The organism is Lutimaribacter marinistellae (assembly GCF_042648365.1).
Taxonomy (GTDB): Bacteria; Pseudomonadota; Alphaproteobacteria; order Rhodobacterales; family Rhodobacteraceae; genus Lutimaribacter_A; species Lutimaribacter_A marinistellae.
Map to the genome: position 1 here is coordinate 216,644 of NZ_JBHRXI010000010.1, position 20,885 is coordinate 237,528.

General features: G+C 65.6%; 19 protein-coding genes. 9 read left to right on the forward strand and 10 right to left on the reverse strand.

Translation table 11 applies throughout. From position 1 onward, the window contains the following. Window position 1: 1 nt before the first annotated feature. The 4 genes from ACFORG_RS09910 to ACFORG_RS09925 all read right to left on the reverse strand — a co-directional run bounded on the left by ACFORG_RS09910 (window position 2) and on the right by ACFORG_RS09925 (window position 3,132). The gene (locus tag ACFORG_RS09910) at window positions 2–799 is read right to left on the reverse strand and encodes a S49 family peptidase (protein WP_386735809.1); all 798 of its coding nucleotides are present in this window, start codon (window positions 797–799) and stop codon (window positions 2–4) included. Between the two features lie 112 nt (window positions 800–911). Beyond that, window positions 912–1,673, reverse strand: a complete 762-nt coding sequence (locus ACFORG_RS09915; RefSeq protein ID WP_386735267.1) for an ABC transporter permease — start codon at window positions 1,671–1,673, stop codon at window positions 912–914. Further along, window positions 1,670–2,596 carry an ABC transporter ATP-binding protein gene (locus tag ACFORG_RS09920; protein WP_386735810.1) on the reverse strand — a complete coding sequence of 309 codons (927 nt, stop codon included), beginning with the start codon at window positions 2,594–2,596 and terminating at the stop codon, window positions 1,670–1,672. Before ACFORG_RS09920 ends, ACFORG_RS09915 begins: the two co-directional genes overlap by 4 nt. 8 nt (window positions 2,597–2,604) lie before the next feature. Continuing rightward, entirely contained in the window at window positions 2,605–3,132 is a 528-nt protein-coding gene (locus ACFORG_RS09925) for a CoxG family protein (RefSeq protein ID WP_386735268.1), read from the reverse strand. A gap of 154 nt (window positions 3,133–3,286) precedes the next feature. Between ACFORG_RS09925 and ACFORG_RS09930 the strand changes: the two genes are divergently transcribed. Continuing rightward, window positions 3,287–4,270 (forward strand): DMT family transporter, encoded by a 984-nt coding sequence (locus ACFORG_RS09930; protein ID WP_386735269.1) that lies wholly within the window; start codon window positions 3,287–3,289, stop codon window positions 4,268–4,270. Here the strand turns inward: ACFORG_RS09930 and ACFORG_RS09935 are convergent. Continuing rightward, complete coding sequence (locus ACFORG_RS09935; RefSeq protein WP_386735270.1) at window positions 4,254–5,546, reverse strand: TAXI family TRAP transporter solute-binding subunit; 1,293 nt, start codon at window positions 5,544–5,546, stop codon at window positions 4,254–4,256. The genes ACFORG_RS09930 and ACFORG_RS09935 overlap by 17 nt on opposite strands. Window positions 5,547–5,625: 79 nt before the next feature. Further along, the gene (locus ACFORG_RS09940) at window positions 5,626–6,603 is read right to left on the reverse strand and encodes a crotonase/enoyl-CoA hydratase family protein (protein WP_386735271.1); all 978 of its coding nucleotides are present in this window, start codon (window positions 6,601–6,603) and stop codon (window positions 5,626–5,628) included. Window positions 6,604–6,636: 33 nt separating this feature from the next. Here ACFORG_RS09940 and ACFORG_RS09945 point away from each other — a divergent pair, with 33 nt between their 5' ends. Next, a complete protein-coding gene (locus tag ACFORG_RS09945) occupies window positions 6,637–7,737 on the forward strand; it encodes a CaiB/BaiF CoA transferase family protein (protein ID WP_386735272.1) in 1,101 nt (366 codons plus the stop codon). Window positions 7,738–7,863: 126 nt separating this feature from the next. Here ACFORG_RS09945 and hemE read toward each other — a convergent pair whose 3' ends face one another. Further along, on the reverse strand, window positions 7,864–8,898 hold the full coding sequence (gene hemE, locus ACFORG_RS09950; RefSeq protein ID WP_386735274.1) for a uroporphyrinogen decarboxylase: 1,035 nt from the start codon (window positions 8,896–8,898) through the stop codon (window positions 7,864–7,866). 105 nt (window positions 8,899–9,003) lie between these two features. Between hemE and hemC the strand changes: the two genes are divergently transcribed. Continuing rightward, window positions 9,004–9,963 (forward strand): hydroxymethylbilane synthase, encoded by a 960-nt coding sequence (gene hemC, locus ACFORG_RS09955; protein WP_386735275.1) that lies wholly within the window; start codon window positions 9,004–9,006, stop codon window positions 9,961–9,963. Window positions 9,964–10,040: 77 nt separating this feature from the next. Next, window positions 10,041–10,988: a fatty acid desaturase family protein gene (locus ACFORG_RS09960; RefSeq protein ID WP_386735276.1), complete on the forward strand. Its 948-nt coding sequence runs from the start codon at window positions 10,041–10,043 to the stop codon at window positions 10,986–10,988. Window positions 10,989–11,008: 20 nt separating this feature from the next. On the opposite strand, the gene ACFORG_RS09965 is transcribed toward ACFORG_RS09960, so the two are convergent. Continuing rightward, a complete protein-coding gene (locus tag ACFORG_RS09965) occupies window positions 11,009–11,932 on the reverse strand; it encodes a CehA/McbA family metallohydrolase (RefSeq protein WP_386735811.1) in 924 nt (307 codons plus the stop codon). A gap of 135 nt (window positions 11,933–12,067) precedes the next feature. On the opposite strand from ACFORG_RS09965, the gene ACFORG_RS09970 reads away from it, so the two are divergent. The 4 genes from ACFORG_RS09970 to ACFORG_RS09985 all read left to right on the forward strand — a co-directional run bounded on the left by ACFORG_RS09970 (window position 12,068) and on the right by ACFORG_RS09985 (window position 19,068). Beyond that, a complete protein-coding gene (locus tag ACFORG_RS09970; protein ID WP_386735277.1) occupies window positions 12,068–14,527 on the forward strand; it encodes a heavy metal translocating P-type ATPase in 2,460 nt (819 codons plus the stop codon). A gap of 11 nt (window positions 14,528–14,538) precedes the next feature. Further along, window positions 14,539–14,925 (forward strand): Cu(I)-responsive transcriptional regulator, encoded by a 387-nt coding sequence (cueR, locus tag ACFORG_RS09975; RefSeq protein WP_386735278.1) that lies wholly within the window; start codon window positions 14,539–14,541, stop codon window positions 14,923–14,925. A gap of 86 nt (window positions 14,926–15,011) precedes the next feature. Beyond that, window positions 15,012–15,884 (forward strand): NAD(P)-dependent oxidoreductase, encoded by an 873-nt coding sequence (locus ACFORG_RS09980; protein ID WP_386735279.1) that lies wholly within the window; start codon window positions 15,012–15,014, stop codon window positions 15,882–15,884. 118 nt (window positions 15,885–16,002) lie between these two features. After that, window positions 16,003–19,068 carry an aminotransferase class III-fold pyridoxal phosphate-dependent enzyme gene (locus tag ACFORG_RS09985; protein WP_386735280.1) on the forward strand — a complete coding sequence of 1,022 codons (3,066 nt, stop codon included), beginning with the start codon at window positions 16,003–16,005 and terminating at the stop codon, window positions 19,066–19,068. A 15-nt stretch (window positions 19,069–19,083) separates the two neighbouring features. On the opposite strand, the gene ACFORG_RS09990 is transcribed toward ACFORG_RS09985, so the two are convergent. Further along, window positions 19,084–19,557: a hypothetical protein gene (locus ACFORG_RS09990; RefSeq protein WP_386735281.1), complete on the reverse strand. Its 474-nt coding sequence runs from the start codon at window positions 19,555–19,557 to the stop codon at window positions 19,084–19,086. Continuing rightward, window positions 19,554–19,721, reverse strand: a complete 168-nt coding sequence (gene hemP, locus ACFORG_RS09995) for a hemin uptake protein HemP (protein ID WP_386735282.1) — start codon at window positions 19,719–19,721, stop codon at window positions 19,554–19,556. The genes ACFORG_RS09990 and hemP overlap by 4 nt, the downstream gene beginning before the upstream one ends. Window positions 19,722–19,963: 242 nt before the next feature. On the opposite strand from hemP, the gene ACFORG_RS10000 reads away from it, so the two are divergent. Beyond that, window positions 19,964–20,881, forward strand: a complete 918-nt coding sequence (locus tag ACFORG_RS10000) for an MBL fold metallo-hydrolase (RefSeq protein ID WP_386735283.1) — start codon at window positions 19,964–19,966, stop codon at window positions 20,879–20,881. The last annotated feature ends 4 nt before the right edge of the window (window positions 20,882–20,885 follow it).

Here is a 20,885-nt window from a genome sequence, read left to right on the forward strand (position 1 = left end):
GTCAGAGCCCGAAACGCGCGAAGCTCGCCCGCTCCTCGATCCCTGCCATGACATCCTGCGAAAGCTCCGAGCCGAAGCGCGACCAGAACGGCCGGCGGATCGAGTAGCGGCGGAACTGAACCTTGTCCCCGAACATCTCCTGCATCTTCGGCTTCAGGTGCCCCACGCCCTCGATCAGGCCCAGCGCGGCGGCGCCTTTCGCCAGCCAGAACTCTCCGGTGAACAGCTCCTCGTCGGTCGACAACTTGTCGCCCCGGCGCGATTTGACGTGGTTGATGAAATTTGCGTGGATATCTTCCAGCAGCCCTTCCAGCCGGGCCACGTCCTCTTCCTTCTCGGGGGTGAACGGGTCCATGAAAGACTTGGACTTGCCTGCCGTGTGCACGCGCCGCTCCAGCCCCTGACGGGCAAGGAAGACATGCGCCCCGAACCCGGCCGAGATCACACCGATCGACCCGATGACCGAACTGTCATCGGCCCAGATCTCGTCGGCGGACGCCGCCAGCCAGTACCCTCCCGATGCCGCGACATCCTCGACGAAGGCATAGACCGGCACCTCGGTCTCTTTGGCCAGCCGCCGGATCCGCGCACCGATGAGAGAGCTTTGTACAGGCGAGCCGCCCGGCGAATTGATCTCCAGCGCGACGGCGGCGGGCTTGCCCCGGCGAAACGCTTTCTCGAGCAGCGGCCGCAGGCTGGCATCGCTGATGGAGCCCCGACCGGCCATGCCTATCGCCCCCGACAGGCGGACGATCGACACCAGGGGCGGGTTCTTGATAAAAGGCAACCGCAATTTCATGTTGCCCGATGTAGAATGCCATCCGCCGGTAAACAAGGCACCGGACATGGCGAAACGCGACGGCAGCCGCAATAGATGCGGCAACGGGCATATTTACAACGCCTCCGCGCCATCAGCTTCGGATCCGCCAGCCGGTGCGGAAAATCCACCAGATGACCGCAAGGCACAGCGCGGTGAACCCCGCAATGGCCACAAGGCTTGCAAGGATGGGCACGTCGGCCATGCCGTAGAAAGACCAGCGGAAACCCGAGATCAGGTAGACCACCGGGTTGAACAGCGTGATCGTCTGCCACACCGGTGGCAGCATCGAGATCGAATAGAACGTCCCGCCCAGAAAGATCAGCGGCGTCACCACCAGCTGCGGCACCAGCGACATCTGTTCGAAATTGCTGGCCCAGATGCCGATGATGAACCCCAACAGCGAAAAGCTGAGGCAGGTCAGGATCAGGAACGCCGCCATCGCCAGCGGATGTTCGATCCTCAGATCGACGAAAAAGCTCGCCGTGACAAGGATGACCAGCCCCACGAACAGCGCCTTGGTCGCGGCCGCGCCCACGTATCCGATCACGATCTCGATGAAGTTCACCGGCGCCGACAACAGCTCGTAGATCGTGCCGATGAACTTTGGAAAGTAGATCCCGAAAGAGGCGTTGGAAATCGCCAGCATCACAACCGACAGCATGATCAGCCCCGGCACGATGAAGGCCCCGTAAGACACGCCTTCGACCTCCTGGATACGGCTGCCGATGGCCGTTCCGAACACCACGAAGTAAAGCGAGGTCGACAGCACCGGCGAAAAGAAGCTCTGCGCCAGCGTGCGAAAGAAACGCGACATCTCGAAACGGTAGATGGCGCCGATTGCGGCCCAGTTCATGTCTTCTCTCCTGCGACCAGACCGACGAATATCTCTTCGAGGCTCGATTGACGCGTATCCACGTCGCGCAGCACCAGCCCTGCCTCGGCCACGTCGTTGAGCAGGGCGGTGATGCCGGTGCGCTTGTGCGTGTCATAGCGATAGACCAACACGTCGCCCGCCCCGTTGAGTTCCAGATCATAGCGCGCCAGACCCGGCGGGATCTCGACGATCGGCTCGGTCAGTTGCACCTCGATGAATTTCTGTCCCATGCGCCGCATCAGCGCGGTCTTTTCCTCGACCAGCAGCAGCTCGCCACCGCTGATCACGCCGATCCGGTCGGCAATGGCCTCGGCCTCTTCGATGTAGTGGGTGGTCAGGATGATGGTCACGCCCGCGGCCTTCAACTCGGCCACGACCTCCCACATGTCCTTGCGCAGTTCCACGTCCACACCCGCCGTCGGCTCGTCAAGGAACAGGACCCGAGGCTCATGCGCCAGGGCCTTGGCGATCAGCACCCGGCGCTTCATGCCGCCCGACAGTTCCTTGACCGCGTTGTCGCGCTTGTCCCAGAGCGACAGCTTGCGCAGGATCTCCTCGATCCGCGCGTCGTCGCGCCCGTATCCGAACAGCCCACGTGAAAACCGCACGGTGTTCACGACCTTCTCGAACGGCTCCAGCGCCACTTCCTGCGGCACCAGCCCGATCATCTGCCGCGCCGCGCGAAACTCCGACCTGATGTCGTGCCCGCCCACCGTGACGCTGCCCGATGTCGGCGTGGTGATGCCGCAAATGGTCGAGATCAGCGTGGTCTTGCCCGCCCCGTTGGGTCCGAGCAGCGCGAGTATTTCGCCCTCCTCGATATCGAGGCTCACACCCTTGAGCGCCTCGAACCCGCCCTCGTAGGACTTGCGCAGATCGCGGATCGACAGGATCGGGGCCATTGCGCGCGTCACGCCTTGCCCTTGCGCAGCCCGAACCAACCCTTTTTCCCGATCTCCGGGGCCTCGTCCGCTCCGTCGGCGCCCTCTTCGGCCGGCCCTTCGATCTGCTGCTGCAGGTTCGAGAAGAACTGGTCGGCCATCTTCTTGGCGAAGCCGTCGATCAGCCGGCTGCCCAGCTGCGCCAGCTTGCCGCCCACCTTGGCATCGACCTCGTAGGCCAGCAACGTGCCGCCCGCCTCGGTATCCGACAGCGTGACCTGCGCACCGCCCTTGGCAAAGCCCGCGGCCCCGCCCTTGCCTTCGCCGGCAATGGTCAGCTTCTCGTTCTCGACCATGTCCGACATCGTGACCTGTCCCTTGAAGGTCGCCTTCACCGGGCCGACCTTCTGCGTGACCACCGCTTCGTACCCGTCCTGCGGGTTGCCCGAAACCTCCTGCGCGCCGGGCACGCAGGCCTTCAGCATCTCGGGATCGAGCAGCGCGGCATAAACGGTTTCGCGGGGGGCAGCGATCTCTTTCTCGTCGCTCATATGCATGGTGGGGTTCCTCCTCGACACCAAGGGCTCGCGCCATTGGTGCCACGCCCTCCCCCGCTCCGCAACATGCCAGTCGGGAAATGAGACATGGACAGATGCGCCCGGTGTGATAGCGGTATCCCGTCCGCATCCGCGGCCCGAAGGAAACACCGCCATGTCCGCCAGCGCATTCAACCGGCCCGGAACCGGCATCGTCTTCGTCCTGGCCGGGGTCGCCGCGATCTCGGTGAACGACATGCTGATCAAGGAACTGTCGGGCGGCTACCCGCTGCATCAGCTCGTCTTCACCCGCTCGGCCATCGGTATCCTGTTCTCGCTCGCCATGGTGCAGTTCGAAGGCGGTTGGCAGATCCTCAAGACCGAGCAGCCCGGCCTGCACATCCTGCGCGGCCTGCTCGTGGTGATCGCCAACATGACCTTCTTCGCCGCGCTGGCCGTGCTGCCGCTGGCCGAGGCGACGGCGCTGTTCTTCGTCGCACCACTCTTCATCACGCTGCTGTCGATCCCGCTTCTGGGCGAAAAGGTCGGCCCCCTGCGCATCGGCGCCGTGGTGGTCGGCTTTGTCGGCGCGCTCATCATGCAGCGCCCGTGGCAAGGCGGAGATACGCTCGAGGTCAGCCGCCTCGTCCTGTCCCTGCCAATCCTTGCCGCACTGTTCTACGCGCTCAACCAGTTGATGACGCGCAAGCTGGGCGCCACCACGCAGGCTTCGGCGCTGGCAGTCTACATCCAGGGCATGTTCATCATCGTCTCGATCGGCTTTTTCACCGTCGCGGGCGACGGCCGCTTTGCCGAGGGCGCGCAGAACGACAGCGTGATCTTCCTGCTGCGGGCCTGGGTCTGGCCGGCCGAGGGCGACTGGCCCTACCTCATCGGGCTCGGGCTCAACTCGGCCATCATCGGCTATTGCCTCAGCCAAGCCTACCGGCTGGCCGACGCAGCGACCATCGCGCCCTTCGAATACGTGGGCCTGCCGCTTGCCGTGTTCTGGGGCTGGGCGATCTGGGCCGAACTGCCCGACCCAGAGGTCTGGATCGGCATGGCCCTCATCGCGGGATCGGGCCTGTTCGTGTTCCTCCGCGAACGACAAAAGGCCCGCCGCATCGCCCGCGACGCCCGGATCAAGGCGCGTTACTGACCGCGCTGCGGGCGTCCTCCCATTCCTCGCGCAGCGCCTCGATCCGTTTGTGGATCAGGCCGATATGCAGCCGCGTGTCATACTGCCCCTGACGATAGGCGACCGGCAGACGCATCCCGGCCAGCCGTTCCTCCACCGCTTCCAGCCGCTCCTGCAACTGGTCCAGCGCCGCGCCCTCTGGCCGCTCGGCCAGTTCCTGTTCGATCCGCCCAAGCTCGGGGTAGTACTGCCAGACCCGCCAACGCATGAAAAAGGCATAAACACCGGGCATCGCCTGCAACAGCGGCAGCACGATAAAGACGAAAGGCAGCAGCAAAAGCAGCACGCGGTTGATCTGCGCCGCGATCCAATAGGGCAGCCAGTCATGCCAGGTCGACGGTCCCTCGACGATCAATTGCCGCGCCGTGTTGTTCACCGGCAACCGCACCCCCTCGGCCGAGGGAAAGGTCTGGTGCTCGGTGATGATACCCCGCTCGCGGTGCAGCTCGATCGCCGCCATGGCCAACCGGTTCACCAGCGCCGGGTGCAGGTCCGGCGCAATGGCCAGCCGCGCCTTCAACGCGATGAGCGAGAAGGGCTCGGGCGGCAGCACCGGGTTGAGCGAGATCGCCCCCGCCGGAACCGTCACCGTATCGGCATAGACCATCCGGCGCGAGATCGCCTCTGTGTAGTCGATCCGCATGAAATGCAGCCGGTTGTCGCCATAAGCGGCCAGCAGGTAGGGCGCATCGACCGGGGCCACGAACACCGCGATGTCGATCTCGCCCCGCACCAGCGCCGCGATGGACTCGGCATAGCTCAGCGCCAGATGCGTGTTGCGCTCCGAAGGCAGGCCAACGGCCGCCTCGAGGTCGCGAAAGGCCGCCGCCGTTCCCGAACCGTCCTGACCGCTGTTGATTCGCAACCCCGACCACAGCGCCGGGTTGCGCGGGATCTCCGCCCCGGTCCGCACCAGAAAGGCCATCGGCTCGTAGAACACCGATCCGATCGCCTCCACCCCGGGGTCCGAAACCTCGATCCCGCCCTGCAGCAGTGCCACATCGACCTCCCCGGCACTGATCAGCCCGGCATTCTCGACCGACCCTGCGGTCTCGACGATCTCCAGCGTGATCCCGTCGCGCGCCAGCACTTCGCGATACTGCTCCGCAATGGCCGAATAGGCCCCATTCTCGGGACCGGCGGCGATGATCAGCCGGTCCGGTGGATGCAACCGGACCAGGACCAGGACGAACACGCCAACCAGCAGCAGAAACGCGACAAGAATAGAGATTCGCAAACGGGTCCCTCGCCTCGGGAAGTCACCAACTTCGCGAAAGGCTAGTGGCGAAAATCCGCCAAGGCAACTTTCCCGCGCGCTACCTGTTCGACTTGGGCAGCGGCGCGTTCTCGGTCCAGTCCCAGGTGCCGTCGTCACGTTCGGCCACGGCCCGTTTCCATCCGCTCTCCTCGGCAAACGCCTTGAAGTTCAACCCCTCGGGCGAATGCCGCGTGATCCCGTCGAATATCGTGGCCAGCCGCTGGGTCTGCATCAGTCCCATCTGCTCCATCGCGTTGTTGATCACCAGCTTCTGCATCGCCAGCTGGTTGACCGGCACGCTGGCCATCCGCGCCGCCATCTCCTCGACAGCGTCGTCCAGCTGATCCTCCGGCACCGCCTTCAGCACCAGCCCCAGCTCCGCCGCCTCGCGCCCGGTGATCTTGTCGCCGGTGAACAGCATCCGCTTGGCCCGCTCCGGACCCAGCCGGTAAACCCACATCGCGGTGGTGGGACAGCCCCAGACCCGCACCGGCATATACCCGATCCGCGCGTTCTCGCCCATGATCACCATGTCCGAACACAGCGCGATATCCGACCCGCCAGCCACCGCGAAACCGTGCACCTTGCAGATCACCGGCTTCATCGCCCGCCACAGCGCCATGAAATGCTGCGTGTTGGCCCACATGAACCGGTAATCCTTGATCGGATCCCACGGCATCTCCTGCGTGACCTCGCCCGACCCGTTGCCCTCGGCGTAAAAAGTCAGGTCATAGCCCGCGCAGAACGCCTCGCCCCGCCCCGACAACACCATGACATGCACCCCCGGATCGGCATCCGCCCGCGCCACCGCCTCGGCCAGGTCCACCGGCAGGCTGTCATCGATGGCGTTCATCACCTCGGGCCGGTTCAGCGTGATCCGCGCGATCCGCCCGTCCTTTTCGTAATCGACCGTCGACATGCGTTCCTCCCTGCTGTCTCGACACGAGACAAGCACGCTTCCCCGCCCACGCCCAGAGCCCGCCGAAATGACCCGACGTCGCGCCCGGCCCGGCTTGCAATCGGCCGCGCGCCCCACAAACCTGCCCGCACCGACAGAGGGAGGAACAACATGCTGTCAGGCATCCGCATCGTCGAGATCGAGGGCCTCGGCCCCGGCCCCTTCGCCGCCATGACACTGGCCGATCTGGGCGCCGAGGTCATCGTGATCCACCGCAAGGGCGGCGCCGCGACCCCCGGCATGCCCGAGCGGTCGCTTCTCGACCGCGGCAAACGCTCCATCGCGCTCGACCTCAAGGACCCCGCCGACCTTGCCACCGCCAAGGCCCTCATCGCCACCGCCGACGCGCTGATCGAAGGGTTCCGCCCCGGTGTGATGGAAAAGCTGGGCCTCGGCCCCGATACCTGCCACGCGCTCAACCCCGCGCTGGTCTTCGGCCGCATGACCGGCTGGGGTCAGACCGGCCCGCTTGCTCAGGCGGCAGGGCATGATTTCAACTACATCGCCCTCTCCGGCGCCATGTGGTACGCCTCGCCCCCCGGCGAGGCACCGCAGACGCCCGCCACACTGGTTGGCGATATCGGCGGCGGCGCCATGTATCTCGTCGCCGGCATCCTCGCGGGCATACTCGCCGCGCGCACCTCCGGTCGCGGCACCGTGGTCGACGCCGCGATCTATGACGGCTCGGCCCACATGATGAACCTGCTGATGAGCCTGCGACAGGCCGGCGGTCTGTCCGACACACGCGGGCAAAGCCTGCTCGACGGCCCGCATTGGAGCCGCTCCTACGCCTGCGCCTGCGGCGGATTCATCTCCATCCAGGCGCTGGAACCCAAGTTCTACGCCCTCTTCCTCGAGCGTATGGGCCTCGCGGAGGATCCCGAATTCGCCAAGCAATTCGACCCAAAGGCCTGGCCTGTCCTCACCGCCCGCCTCGCCGGCCTCTTCGCCGAACAGCCCCGCAGCCACTGGGAGGATCTGTTCCTCGGCACCGATGCCTGCGTGGCCCCCGTTCTCACCCCGTCCGAGGCCGCCGCCCACCCGATGAACGCCGCACGCCAGGCATGGTTCGAGGCGGATGGCGCCCTGCAGGCCGCCCCGGCTCCCCGCTTCGATGGCCAGTCGCGTCGCCCGGGTCCGATCCCCGCGCGCGGCGAACACGGCGACGAGATCCGCGCCGAACTGGAAACCGAAACGGAACAGGGGCGCTGACCCGCCCCCTTCCTCTTGCCTGAAATATCCCGGGGGTGTGGGGGCAGCGCCCCCACGTTAAACCCGCGCGTTGGGGGCAAAGCCCCCACGTTAAACCTGCGTGTGGGGGCAAAGCCCCCACAACGCTCACCCCTCGCGCACCGTGTCGATCATCAGCTGCACATTCGCAGGATCGGCATCCGGCGTGATCCCGTGGCCCAGGTTGAAGATATGCGGCCCGCCGGAAAACGCCTTCACGATGGCGCGGGTCTCGTCCACCAGCGCCTGCCCGCCCGTCACCATGTGCGACGAGGCCAAGTTGCCCTGTACACAGCCATCCACTTGCACATGTTGCGCCGCCCAGTCGGGCGCGACCGAGTTGTCCAACGCCACGCAATCCACGCCGGTGGCGCGGGCGAAGCCGACATAGCCCTCACCCGCCTCGCGCGGAAACCCGATCACCGGAATACCCGGGTGACGCTCCTTCAGCGCGGCGGTGATGACCCGCGCGGGCTCCACCGCGTAGCGGGTGAAATCCTCGCCCTTCAGCGATCCCGCCCAGCTGTCGAAGATCTTGACCACCTCGGCCCCCGCCTCGATCTGGCGCGAGAGATACTCGATCGTTGCCTCCGTGATGCGCCCCAGCAGCGCCTCGAACAGCGGCCGGTTCTCGTCCTTCAACGCATGGGCCGGTCCCTGGTCCTTGGTCCCACGCCCCGCGATCATGTAGGTTGCAACCGTCCAGGGCGCGCCGGCAAAGCCGATCAGCGTCACGTCGCCGGGCAATTCCCGCGACAGGATCGACACCGTCTCGTAGACCGGCGACAACACCTCGTGCACGTCCGAAGCGGGCTTCAAGGCGTCGAACCCGGCCTGGTCCGTCAGCGTCGACAGGCGCGGCCCCTCGCCGGTGACGAACCACAGATCCGCACCCAGCGCCTGCGGCACCAGCAGGATGTCGGCGAACAGGATCGCCGCGTCGAAGCCGTAGCGCCGGATCGGCTGCAGGGTCACCTCGGCGGCCAGCTCCGGATTGTAGCAGAGGCTCAGGAAATCGCCCGCCTTCTCGCGCGTTGCGCGATACTCCGGCAGGTAACGTCCCGCCTGCCGCATCATCCAGATCGGCGGCACGTCCTGCACCTCGCCCGCCAGCGATCTCAGCAGCTTCTTTTGCTCGGCCATGTCCGTCCTTTCCCGTTCTTTGCTCCACGGGTCCGACGCAAGCGGCGTTTTGTCAAGCGTGCCGCCCATTGAAAGGGCAATCTGACGCGACTAAAGCTGGTCGTCATGACACTCTCGCTCCCCTCTCCCGCGCAGCCCCTGCGCATCGGCACGCGCGGCTCGCCGCTGGCGCTGGCACAGGCGCATGAAACCCGCGACAGGCTCTCGCGGGCCTTCGACCTGCCCTCCGACGCGTTCGAGATCGCCGTGATCGCCACCACCGGCGACAACAAGCCGATGATCGACGCCGACCGACCGCTCAAGGAGATCGGCAACAAGGGTCTCTTCACCAAGGAAATCGAAGAGGCAATGCTGCGGGGCGAGATCGATATCGCCGTGCATTCCACCAAGGACATGCCCGTCGAACAACCCGCCGGGCTGGTCATCACAACCTTCCTGCCGCGCGAGGACATGCGCGACGCCTTCATCTCGCCGCGTTTCACCGCCATCGCCGACCTGCCGCAGGGCGCGACCGTGGGCACCTCCTCGCTGCGCCGCCGCGCGCAACTGCTGGTGCGGCGGCCCGACCTGAACGTGGTCGAGTTCCGCGGCAATGTGCAGACCCGCCTGCGCAAGCTCGCCGATGGCGTGGCCGATGCCACCTTCCTCGCCCAGGCCGGGCTGAACCGGCTTGCCATGGCCGACGTACCCGCTACACCCATCCCGGTGGGCGACATGCTGCCCGCCATCGCGCAGGGCGCGATCTGCATCGAACACCGGGCCGACGACAGCCGCGCCGCGCAGATGCTCGAGGCGATCCACGACAGCGCGACCGGCACCCAGATGGCCTGCGAACGCGCCTTCCTCGCCGCGCTCGACGGCTCCTGCGAAACGCCCATCGCCGGGCTGGCCGGTCTCGACGGCGCCACGATCCGCCTGCGCGGCGAGATCCTGCGCCCCGACGGGTCCGAGTCGCTGGCCGACGAGCTCACCGGCCCGGCCGAGGACGGGGCCGAGATCGGCCGCACGCTCGCCGCCAGCCTTCTGAAGCGCGCCGGCCCCGGTTTCTTCGACTGGCGCGGCTGACAAACGCGCAGGGCGCAACGTCACTTTTGACAGGCACCACCCCTCGCTGAGACACTGCCGTGCGGGAGGACATCGCCATGACACCTGGAAAGGCCTATCTCACGCCCGAGGAAATCCGCCCCCTGGCCGAACGCTCCGACCTGCGCGGTGCATGGCTGGTGGCGCATTGCTGGGGCACCATTGCACTTGCCTTGGCGCTTTTCGCCCTCTGGCCCAACCCGCTGACCTTCGTCATTGCCGTCATGGTGATCGGCTCGCGCCAGCTTGGCCTTGCCATCCTCATGCACGAGGCCGCGCATAACGCGCTGTTCAAATCGCGCGGGCTGAACGAGACGGTCGGCGAATGGCTCTGCGGGCGTCCCATCATGGCCGAGCTTGCGGCCTATCGCCATTACCACCTGACCCATCACCGCTTCACCCAGACCGACAAGGACCCCGACCTTGTTCTGTCTTCGAAATTCCCGACCTCCCACGCCTCGATGAAGCGCAAGTTCGCCCGCGACCTGACCGGCCGCACCGGGATCAAGCAGTTGATGGGGCAGATCATGATGTCCGTCCGCCTCGCAGGCGACGATGACGCGATCAAGGCCGCAGCCTCCGATTTCGCGCAAAGCTTCAAGGCCCCCCAGCTGTGGAAATCGCTGCCAGTCTTTTTCGGCGTGATCGTCCTGATGGGGATTGTCGGTGAGTGGTGGTGGGGGCTGGCCTTCTGGCTGCTGCCCTATCTCACGTGGTTCCAGTTCGTCCTGCGTGTCCGCAACATCGCCGAACATGGCGCGACCGAGCAATCAGACGACCCGTTCCGCAACGTGCGCACCACCCATGCGGGTCCGCTCGCCCGGCTCTTGGTCGCGCCTTATTGGGTCAATTACCACCTCGAGCATCACATGATCATGCATGTGCCCTGCTACAACCTGCCCAGTTTGCACCGGACCCTGCTCGACAAGGGGCTCGGCCCCCGCATGAACACCGCCCCCGGCTATGGCGCGGCGCTGCGCGAGGCTGGCTGGCGCGCGCCTGCCTGACCGGCAAGCGCACTTGCGCCTCACTCCATCCAGATCGGGTTCGACCACGCCCGCCGCCCGGCAGCGTCGCGCACCGACACGCGACACCACGGGCTGGCCGCCAGCCGGCTCAGGTCCAGTTCCACGCCGGTCAGCGAATGCCCCGTGGCCGAGACCGCAGCACTGCCCGCACCCTGCACAGACACCGTCTCGACCGCCGAACACTCGACCCGCATCCGGTATCCATTACGCTCAACCATTCGCAACTCAGGACCCTGCGAGGCATAGAACCGTCCCGCCTTCAACGCCTCCAGCAGCGCCTCGGGCGTGTTTTCCTCTGCCTTGACCATCACCCAGCCACCGAACGCATCCGGGCTGGCGAAATGCGCGTCATCCGTCGCGATCAGGTCCACCCGGCGGCCACGGGCCAACAGCAGGTCCGCCATGTGCAGCCCGTCGCCCCGGTCCAGTTCCGCTGCGCAACCGTGGTTGTAGATCTCGACCGCGTGGGCCGCCTCGATCGACAGCGCGTCGGCCTCGGTCAAGCCCGACCAATGCGGATGCGCCACCGCGACAAAGGCCCCCGCCTCCCGCGCGCGCGCGGCGATCTCCGGCCCGCTCTCCTGCCCCTCGACCGGGCGGAAATGCGGCGAGTGCGATGGCGCGAAATCCGCCGGCAGCCCCACCGCCAGGATATGCCACAGCTCTCCGTTCTCCATCGCCCCACTATGCAGCTCGGCGCCGAGGATCGTGGTAAACCCGTCATCGCGGAACGCCGTCGTGTCCGCGATCGGATAGCCGTAATGCCCGACGAAATGATCCGTCAGCGCGATGAAGTCATAACCTTCGGCCCGATAACGGCGACAGACTTCTTCGGGCTCCAGCACCCCGTCCGACAGGGTGGAATGGGTATGCAGGTTCCCGCGAAAGAACCGGCCGGGTGCGGAAAAGGCGTCTGGGATCATCATGCGCTCCATCGTTTCGGACGCGCCTAACAACGCATTGCCACAACGCGGTGACAAGCGCGAAAAATCACGCTGCCCTCTTGACCTTCCCGTGACTGGAACCCCTATCTGCATTCCCAGACCAGGGAAATACCGATGACGACGACCGATCTCCAGATTACCGGAATGAATTGCGCCTCTTGCGTGGGGCGCGTGGAAAAGGCGCTGCGCGCGGTTCCGGGGGTGCAGTCGGCGGCGGTGAACTTCGCCACCGCCACGGCGCGAATCGAGCATGACACCGACCCTGCCGCACTCACCGGCGCGCTCGATGCTGCGGGCTACCCTGCCGCGACCGCCTCGACCGCGCTCACCATCGAAGGGCTGAACTGCGCCTCCTGCGTGCGGCGCGTCGAAACCGCGCTCAAGGCCGAACCCGGCGTGATCGACGCTCAGGTCAACCTCGCCAGCGAAAGCGCGCAGGTCACCTATGCCGAAGGCGTGACCGACCCCGCCCACATCGCCGCAGCCAGCACGCGCGCAGGATATGCCGCCCAGGCCCGGACCGAGGCCGCCCCCGCACCGGACAGGGCCGACGAGATCGCGGGACTGCGCCGCCAGACCCTGATCGCCGCCGCGCTCACCCTGCCCGTCTTCGTGATGGAGATGGGCGGGCATCTCTTTCCCGCCTTCCATCACTGGCTTCACGGGCTCTTGGGAATGCGTACCCTGCACCTGATCCAGTTCGCTCTGACCACGGCGATCCTTGCCGGTCCGGGCCGGTATTTCTTTACGCGTGGCATACCGGGCCTGCTGAAAGGCGCGCCCGACATGAACGCGCTTGTCGCGATGGGCACCGGCGCGGCCTACCTCTTTTCACTCGTGGCCACCTTCGCGCCCGGCCTGCTGCCCGCGGGCACGGCGAACGTCTATTACGAATCGGCGGCCGTGATCGTCACCCTCATCCTCGCAGGCCGCTGGATGGAGGCGCGCGCCAAGGGCCGCACCGGCGCCGCGATCCGCACCCTGATGGGTCTGCAACCCCGCACCGCCCGCGTCGAACGTGACGGCGAGATCTCCGAGCGCCCCATCGCCGAGATCATCGTGGGCGACACTCTGCACATCCGTCCGGGCGAGCGTGTGCCGGTCGATGGCGAGGTCACCGGCGGCTCCTCGTGGCTGGACGAAAGCATGATCTCGGGAGAGCCTGTTCCCGTCGCCAAGACGACCGGCGCGCGGCTGACCGGCGGCACGATGAATGGCACCGGCGCGCTCACGATGCGCGCGACCCATGTGGGCGCCGACACCGTGCTGGCGCAGATCATCGAGATGGTTCAGCAGGCGCAGGGCGCGAAACTGCCCATCCAGGGCCTCGTCGACCGGATCACCGCCATCTTCGTGCCGGTGGTGCTTGCCGTGGCCGCGCTGACCCTGCTGCTCTGGCTGGTCTTCGGCCCCGCACCCGCACTCCCGCTGGCGCTGGTCGCGGCGGTTTCGGTGCTCATCATCGCCTGCCCCTGCGCGATGGGTCTCGCCACCCCCACCTCGATCATGGTGGGCACCGGGCGCGCGGCGGAACTGGGCGTGCTCTTCCGCAAGGGCGACGCGCTGCAAGGGTTGCAGGACACCGCCATCGTCGCCTTCGACAAGACCGGCACCCTGACACAGGGCCGCCCCGAACTGACCGACCTCACCCCCGCGCCCGGCATGGACGGCGACACCGTGCTGCGCCTCGCCGCCGCCGCCGAGGCGCGCTCGGAACACCCCATCGCCCGCGCGATCACCCGCGCCGCCAAGGGCGAACTGCCCGAACCGGAACAGTTCGAAACACTCACCGGCATGGGCCTGCGCGCCCGCGTCGAGGGCCATGATCTTTTGCTGGGCGCCGACCGATTGATGGCAGCGGAGGACATCGACATGGGCGATCTGCCCTCGCGCGGCGCGGCTTTTGCCGCCCAGGGCAAGACCCCGCTCTACCTCGCCATCGACGGCCAGGCCGCCGCCGTGCTCGCGGTTGCGGACCCGGTGAAACCCGGCGCGGCCGAGGCCATCGCCGCCCTGCGCGCCCAAGGCGTCGGGGTCGCGCTCGTCACCGGCGACAACGCCACCACCGCGCAGGCGCTGGCCGACACGCTCGGCATCACCCATGTGCGCGCCGAAACGCTGCCCGCCGACAAGGCCCGCATCGTGTCGGACCTGCGCGCGCAGCATGGGCCGGTGGCCTTTGTCGGCGACGGCATCAACGACGCGCCCGCGCTGGCCAAGGCCGATACCGGCATCGCCATCGGCACCGGCACCGACATCGCGATCGAGGCCGCCGATGTCGTGCTGATGTCCGGCGATCCGCAGGGCGTGGCGACCGCGCTGGAGCTCAGCCGCGCAACCATGCGCAACATCCGCCAGAACCTCGGCTGGGCCTTCGGCTACAACACAGCACTGATCCCGGTCGCCGCGGGCTTGCTCTACCCGTTCGGCGGGCCGCTGCTCTCGCCGATGCTGGCCGCGGGCGCGATGGCGCTCTCCTCGGTCTTCGTACTGTCCAACGCGCTGCGCCTGCGCCGCGCCCACGCGCGCCCCGCGCCACGGCCCGCGACCCCACGCACCGCCCCGGCGGAATGAAGGAGCCCGAGATGAATATCGGCGATGTCTCCCGCGAAACCGGCCTGCCCGCCAAAACCATCCGCTATTACGAGGATATCGGCCTGATCACACCCCAGCGCGGCGAAAACGGGTATCGCCGTTTCCGCGATACCGACCTGCACAAGCTCACGTTCCTCGGTCGCGCCCGCGCGCTTGGCTTCACGATCGAGGATTGCCGCACCCTGCTGGCGCTCTACGAGGACGAAACCCGCGCCAGCGCCGACGTCAAGACCGTGGCGCAGGACCACCTCGCCCGGATCGAGGCCAAGATCGCCGATCTCAAATCCATGCGCGACACGCTGCGCCATCTTGTCGATGCCTGCGCCGGCGACAACCGCCCCGACTGCCCGATCCTCAGGGATCTCGGCCACGCCTGAGCAAGTCCTGCTTGCCCTTTCGGCCCGGCTTTGCTTTGTCATGGCCTGACCCGCCACGGGGGCGGCGCTGCGAGGAGGATGAGATCATGGCGAAATGCGCGTTTCTGGGACTTGGTGTGATGGGCTACCCGATGGCCGGCCACCTGCAAAAGGCCGGGCATCAGGTCACGGTCTACAACCGCACCGCCGCCAAAGCCGAAAAATGGGCCGCCGAACATGGCGGCACCAGCGCCCCCACCCCGCGCGAGGCCGCGCAAGGTGCCGATTTCGTGATGTCCTGCGTCGGCAATGACGACGATCTGCGCTCGGTCTGCCTTGGCGATGACGGCGCATTTGCAGGCATGGCCAAGGGCGCGATCTTTGTCGACCACACCACCGTTTCGGCCAAGGTCACGCGCGAATTGCAGGCCACCGCCAAGGAACTTGGTCTGGGCTTCGTCGACGCGCCCATCTCCGGCGGACAGGCCGGGGCCGAAAACGGCGCGCTCTCTGTCATGTGCGGCGGCGATCAGGCCGAATACGACAAGGCCGAACCGGTGATGGACGCCTATTCCCGCATCTGCCGCCGCATCGGTGACAGCGGCGCGGGCCAGATGACCAAGATGTGCAACCAGATTGCCATCGCCGGCCTGGTGCAGGGTCTCTCCGAGGCCCTGCATTTCGCCGAGACCGCCGGCCTCGACGGTCGCGCCGTGGTCGAGGTTATCAGCCAGGGCGCGGCCGGAAGCTGGCAGATGTCGAACCGCTACGAGACGATGCTCGACGATCACTTCGATCACGGCTTTGCCGTCGACTGGATGCGCAAGGACCTCGGCATCTGCCTGGACACCGCCGACGAGACCGGTGCTTCCCTGCCGGTCACCGCGCTGGTGGATCAGTTCTACAAGGATGTCCAGAAACTGGGCGGCGGGCGCTGGGATACCTCCTCGCTCATCAAGCGCCTGCGCGCGATGGGATGAAACCGGCCGTGGTACCCCCTTGTACAAAACGGTCAAAGGGGGGCCGTGCAGGGGTACAAAACGGTCAATTCCGCCCGCGACCGGGGGTACTTTACAAAACATGAAGGAAAGCCGCGCGATGACGGATCTCGCTGAACACTGGTCCTCGACCCTGCGCCGCGTCTGGGGCATCGACGCAGAGCTGACCCGCCTCGACGGTGAATACGACCTGAACTTCAAGGCCGACGCCGCCAATGGAAACTCTTATGTTTTCAAGGTGATGCGCCCCGGATGCCCACAGGGCCTGGTCGAAATGCAGGTGGCCGCGCTGGCGCATTTGCGCGACGCCGCCCCCGGCCTGCCTTTTCCCGATGTCATTCCGACGCTCGACGACAAGACGCTTCCCGCACTTGCCGACGACACGGGTACAGAGCGTCTTTGCTGGCTGCAAGAGGCGTTGCCCGGTCGCTGCTACGCCAAATCTTTCCCGAAAAATCAGAATCTTATCGCCAAGCTCGGCCGCGTCCTTGGCGCGACGGATCGTGCGCTCGAACGATTCGAGCATGCCGACCTCGAACGCGATTTTAAATGGGACCTGACCCGCGCAGGGTGGATCGCAGAGCATGTCGCGACCATCCAAGGTTTCGAGAGACAGGCCCTGATCCAGGAAATCATCAGTGATTTCAAAAAGGTGGAGGCCAAGCTTGCTGCCCTTCCCCGACAGGCGATCCACAACGACGCCAATGACTACAACATCCTCGTCGAAGGTGAGCTTGGCGATCCACGCCGCATCTCGGGCCTGATCGACCTCGGCGACATGTGCGCCGCGCCCCGCATCTGCGAGCTTGCAATCGCGGGTGCCTACGTCGTTCTAGACCATCCCAAACCCGAGCAGGCCCTTGCTGCACTGGTCCGTGGATACCATTCCGCGAACAGGCTAAGCACCGAAGAAATAGACCTAATTTGGCCTCTCCTGCGAATGCGCCTTGCAGTTTCGGTGGTCAACTCGACGCTCATGGCCACCGAAACGCCCGACGATCCATACGTCACGATCAGTCAGGCCCCGGCATGGCGTTTCCTCGAAAACCCGGCCGTGAACGGCGCCCTCATGTCCCCAAGGCTGCGCGCGGCCTGCTCTCTCCCCGTGACCGACGGCGCGCAACGCGTGCTGGACTGGATCGAAGAGCATCGCGGCAGCTTTGCCCCGCTGATGGGCGAGCCGCTGGACGACGCGCCCATGGGGTCCCTCTCGGTCGAGAACTCCACCTGGCCACAAAACCCGTTCGACCTGCAACTCGACGAGGCCGGCCGCATCGGCGAAGAGTATGGCGAGGGCATCTGGTTGGGCTACTGGAACGAGCCGCGCCTGATCTATGCCGAAAAGGGGTTTCGCAAGGGGCCGTGGAAGGCAAGCGATCGTCGCACCGTGCATATCGCGGTTGATGTCTTTGCCCCTGCCGGAACGCCGCTCTACGCCCCCCTCAGCGGACGGGTCGAAGTTGTCGAGAACCGCGACAATCACCTCGACTATGGAGGTGTGGTCATCCTGCACCACGAAACGCCGCAAGGTGATGTTTTCTATACGCTTTACGGCCATCTCGACCCTGAGGCCTGCGACCGCCTCAAACCCGGTGACCCGGTGGCGCAGGGGGCGGCCTTCTGCAAGCTTGGCGACAAGTACCAGAACGGCGGCTGGGTCCCGCATGTGCATTTCCAGCTTGCCCTGACCACGGCCGGAATGCAGGCCAACTGGCCCGGCGTCGCCGACCCGGACGAGCTGGAGCTGTGGCATGCGATCTGTCCCAACCCGGCAGCATTGCTGAACCTGCCCGATAGCAAGACGCGTTACGAACCCGTCGACCGCCGCAAGGTGCTGGAACAGCGCCTGAACCACTTCGCCCCCAATCTCAGCCTCACCTATGACGAGCCGGTGATGCTGCTGCGCGGGTGGAAGCACCACCTGTTCGACGAGTGGGGGCGGCCCTATCTCGACGCCTACAACAACGTGCCACATGTCGGACACGCGCATCCGCGAATTCAGGCCGTCGCAGCCGACCAGCTCAAGCGCATGAACTCGAACACGCGCTACCTTCACCCCGCCCAGGTCGCCTTTGCCGAGAAGATCCTGTCGAAATTGCCGGACCATCTCGAGGTCTGCTATTTCGTCAATTCGGGGACCGAGGCAAATGAACTCGCCCTGCGCCTTGCCCGCGCCCATACCGGTGCCAAGGGAATGGTTACCCCCGATCATGGCTACCATGGCAACACGACCGGTGTGATCGACATCTCGGCCTACAAGTTCAATGCACCTGGCGGCGTCGGCCAGTCGGATTGGGTTGAACTGGTCGAGGTCGCAGACGATTACCGCGGCAGCTTTGGCCGCGACGACCCGGAGAGAGCGCAGAAATTCGCGGATCTCGTGGATCCGGCCATATCTGCGCTCAAGTCCAAGGGCCACGGCGTCGCGGGTTTCATCGCCGAGACCTTCCCCTCGGTTGGTGGCCAGATCATCCCGCCCAAAGGCTATCTGCCGGCTGTTTACGAGAAAATCCGCGCGGCCGGGGGTATCTGCATCGCCGACGAAGTACAGACCGGGCTGGGCCGGTTGGGCGACCATTACTTCGGGTTCGAGCATCAGGGCGCCTCGCCCGACATCGTCGTATTGGGCAAGCCCATTGGAAATGGCCATCCCCTGGGCGTGCTTGTGACCACCCGCGCCATCGCAGAAAGCTTTGCAAAAGGGCCCGAGTTCTTTTCGACCTTCGGTGGTTCGACCCTTTCCTGCCGGATCGGGAAAGAGGTGCTGGATATAGTCGATGAAGAGGAGTTGCAGGACAACGCCCGCCAGATGGGTGCCCGCCTGATGGCTGGACTACGCGACCTCGAACGCGATTTCACCTGTTTAGGCGACGTGCGCGGGATGGGTCTTTTCATAGGCGTGGAACTGGTGGCCCCGGACGGATCGGAAAGCACCGAGATCTGCCGGTACGTCAAGAACCGCATGCGCGATCACCGGATACTGATCGGCAGCGAGGGACCGCACGACAACATCCTCAAGATCCGCCCGCCGCTGACCATCGAAGCCGAGGATGTGGACATGATCCTGCATGTTCTGCGCGCGGTGCTGACCGAAGTGGGTGACGCGCCGCCTGCACCCGCGCATGATCACTGTCAGGCGCACGGGGCTGGCTGCGGCTGCTGCTAGGCAGCCAGCGCCGGCCTAGTGAAGGACGGCGCTGCTCATATCGTGAGTGGCCCTGGGCGCGTTCACGGATGCCGTCATTTTTCGCAACGCGAGCCCGAGTTGCAGGCTCAACCCGGCCAGTGTCGGCGCCATGTCGGGACGTACCAGCAAGGCCGCCAACATCGTCGCGTCCTCATGCGCACCGTCACTGGCCGCTCCGACGAGCTGGGCAAACCAGTTCTCATCCGCGCCCAGGCAGCTGCAGTTCAAGCCGTGCCGCATTACCGGTCGGCGGCCATGGCGCGCGCACAGCATACAGATCTGGTCGAGCGTGCGCATTGCCCGGCGCCCCTGCCCCTCGCCCAACGCAAGTGCAAAGTCGCGGGCGGCGGCTTCGCGTCCATGATCGCTTTCGCCCCAGAGACGCAGGTACATGACCGCCCCGGCCTCGACCGGGGACAGGTCGGCAAGGCGCCCGACGGACGCACCACCCCGAGAAGAAGGACTCATTTCGTCAGGATCAGCTTGCCGGCGCGCGTGATGCGCAAGGTATACAGCTGGTCGCCGAGTTCGATATGGGCAAGGTTTCCGCCATTTGTCAGGTCTTCGGCCTTGTGTGCCGGCAGCATCTGAACAGCGTATCCTTGTGTCGGGTTTGGGCTATGGGCAGTCATCCTGTCGTCTCCTAATCCATCATCGGACATGCCAAGGCGTTTTCGGGTGCTCCGGTTCATGTCGTTGCGTGGCATCTGGCTGTGGCTGTGTTCAGGAACTGGCTGGCCCGGTCGGGGATGGCTGACCTCACACCGATAATCTGATAAAAATAGTAAGATATGTCAAGCGTGCATCTTCAGGCCATTCCCGTAGTTGAAATTCACATTTGCGAATGAAAGAATGCCACAAAGGAGGACCACGCATGACCCTGACTCGCCGCACGTTCCTGACCACATCCTCGCTGGCCCTTGCGGGGCTTGCCGCTCGACCGGCCTGGGCCGCGACCGAGATGGCGCTTGGCGAGGCAAAGCTCATCACCTTGAGCGACGGGCATCTCAGCTTGCCGCGCGAGTTCATTTTCGCCCCGATGCCCGAGGAGGAGCTGGGCCCTGTATTGGCCGATTTCGACCTTGCTGAGGGCGCCTTGACGCCGCCCTGCAATGTCACGCTCCTGCAGCATGGCGACCGGAATGTATTGTTCGATGTGGGGTCGGGTCAGTTCTTCATGCCGTCGGCCGGGGAACTGCTTGATGCGTTGGATGCCGCGGGACTGACGCCCGAAGACATCACTGACGTAGTGTTCACCCACGGGCACCCCGACCACCTGTGGGGCGTTCTGGACGATTTCGACGAACCGCTCTTTGCCAACGCCAGTCACATGATGGGTCGGGTCGAGTGGGACTATTGGTGGAATCCTGAGACGATCGACACCATCGGCGAGGCTCGCGCGTCGATGGCGAGCGGTGCCAAGCGGCGTCTGGAGATCCTGGAAGGCAGCGTGGAGTTCTTTGACGATGGCGAGGAAATCCTGCCGGGCGTCGCTGCAGTCGCGACCTATGGACATACGCAGGGGCACATGTCGTTCGAGATTCGTCAGGGGAACAGCGCGGCGATGATCGTCGGCGACGCAATCGGAAATCACCATGTGGCCTTTGCCCGGCCCCAATGGCCGTCCGGTTCGGACCACGTCGCCGAACAGGCTGCTGAAACCCGCCTTGCCCTGCTCGACCGGCTGGCGAACGAACAGATGCCGCTGATCGGCTACCACCTGCCCGACGGCGGACTGGGCAGGGTGGAGCGAGATGGCGACGCCTATCGTTATGTTGCGGACCTGGCGTAACGCC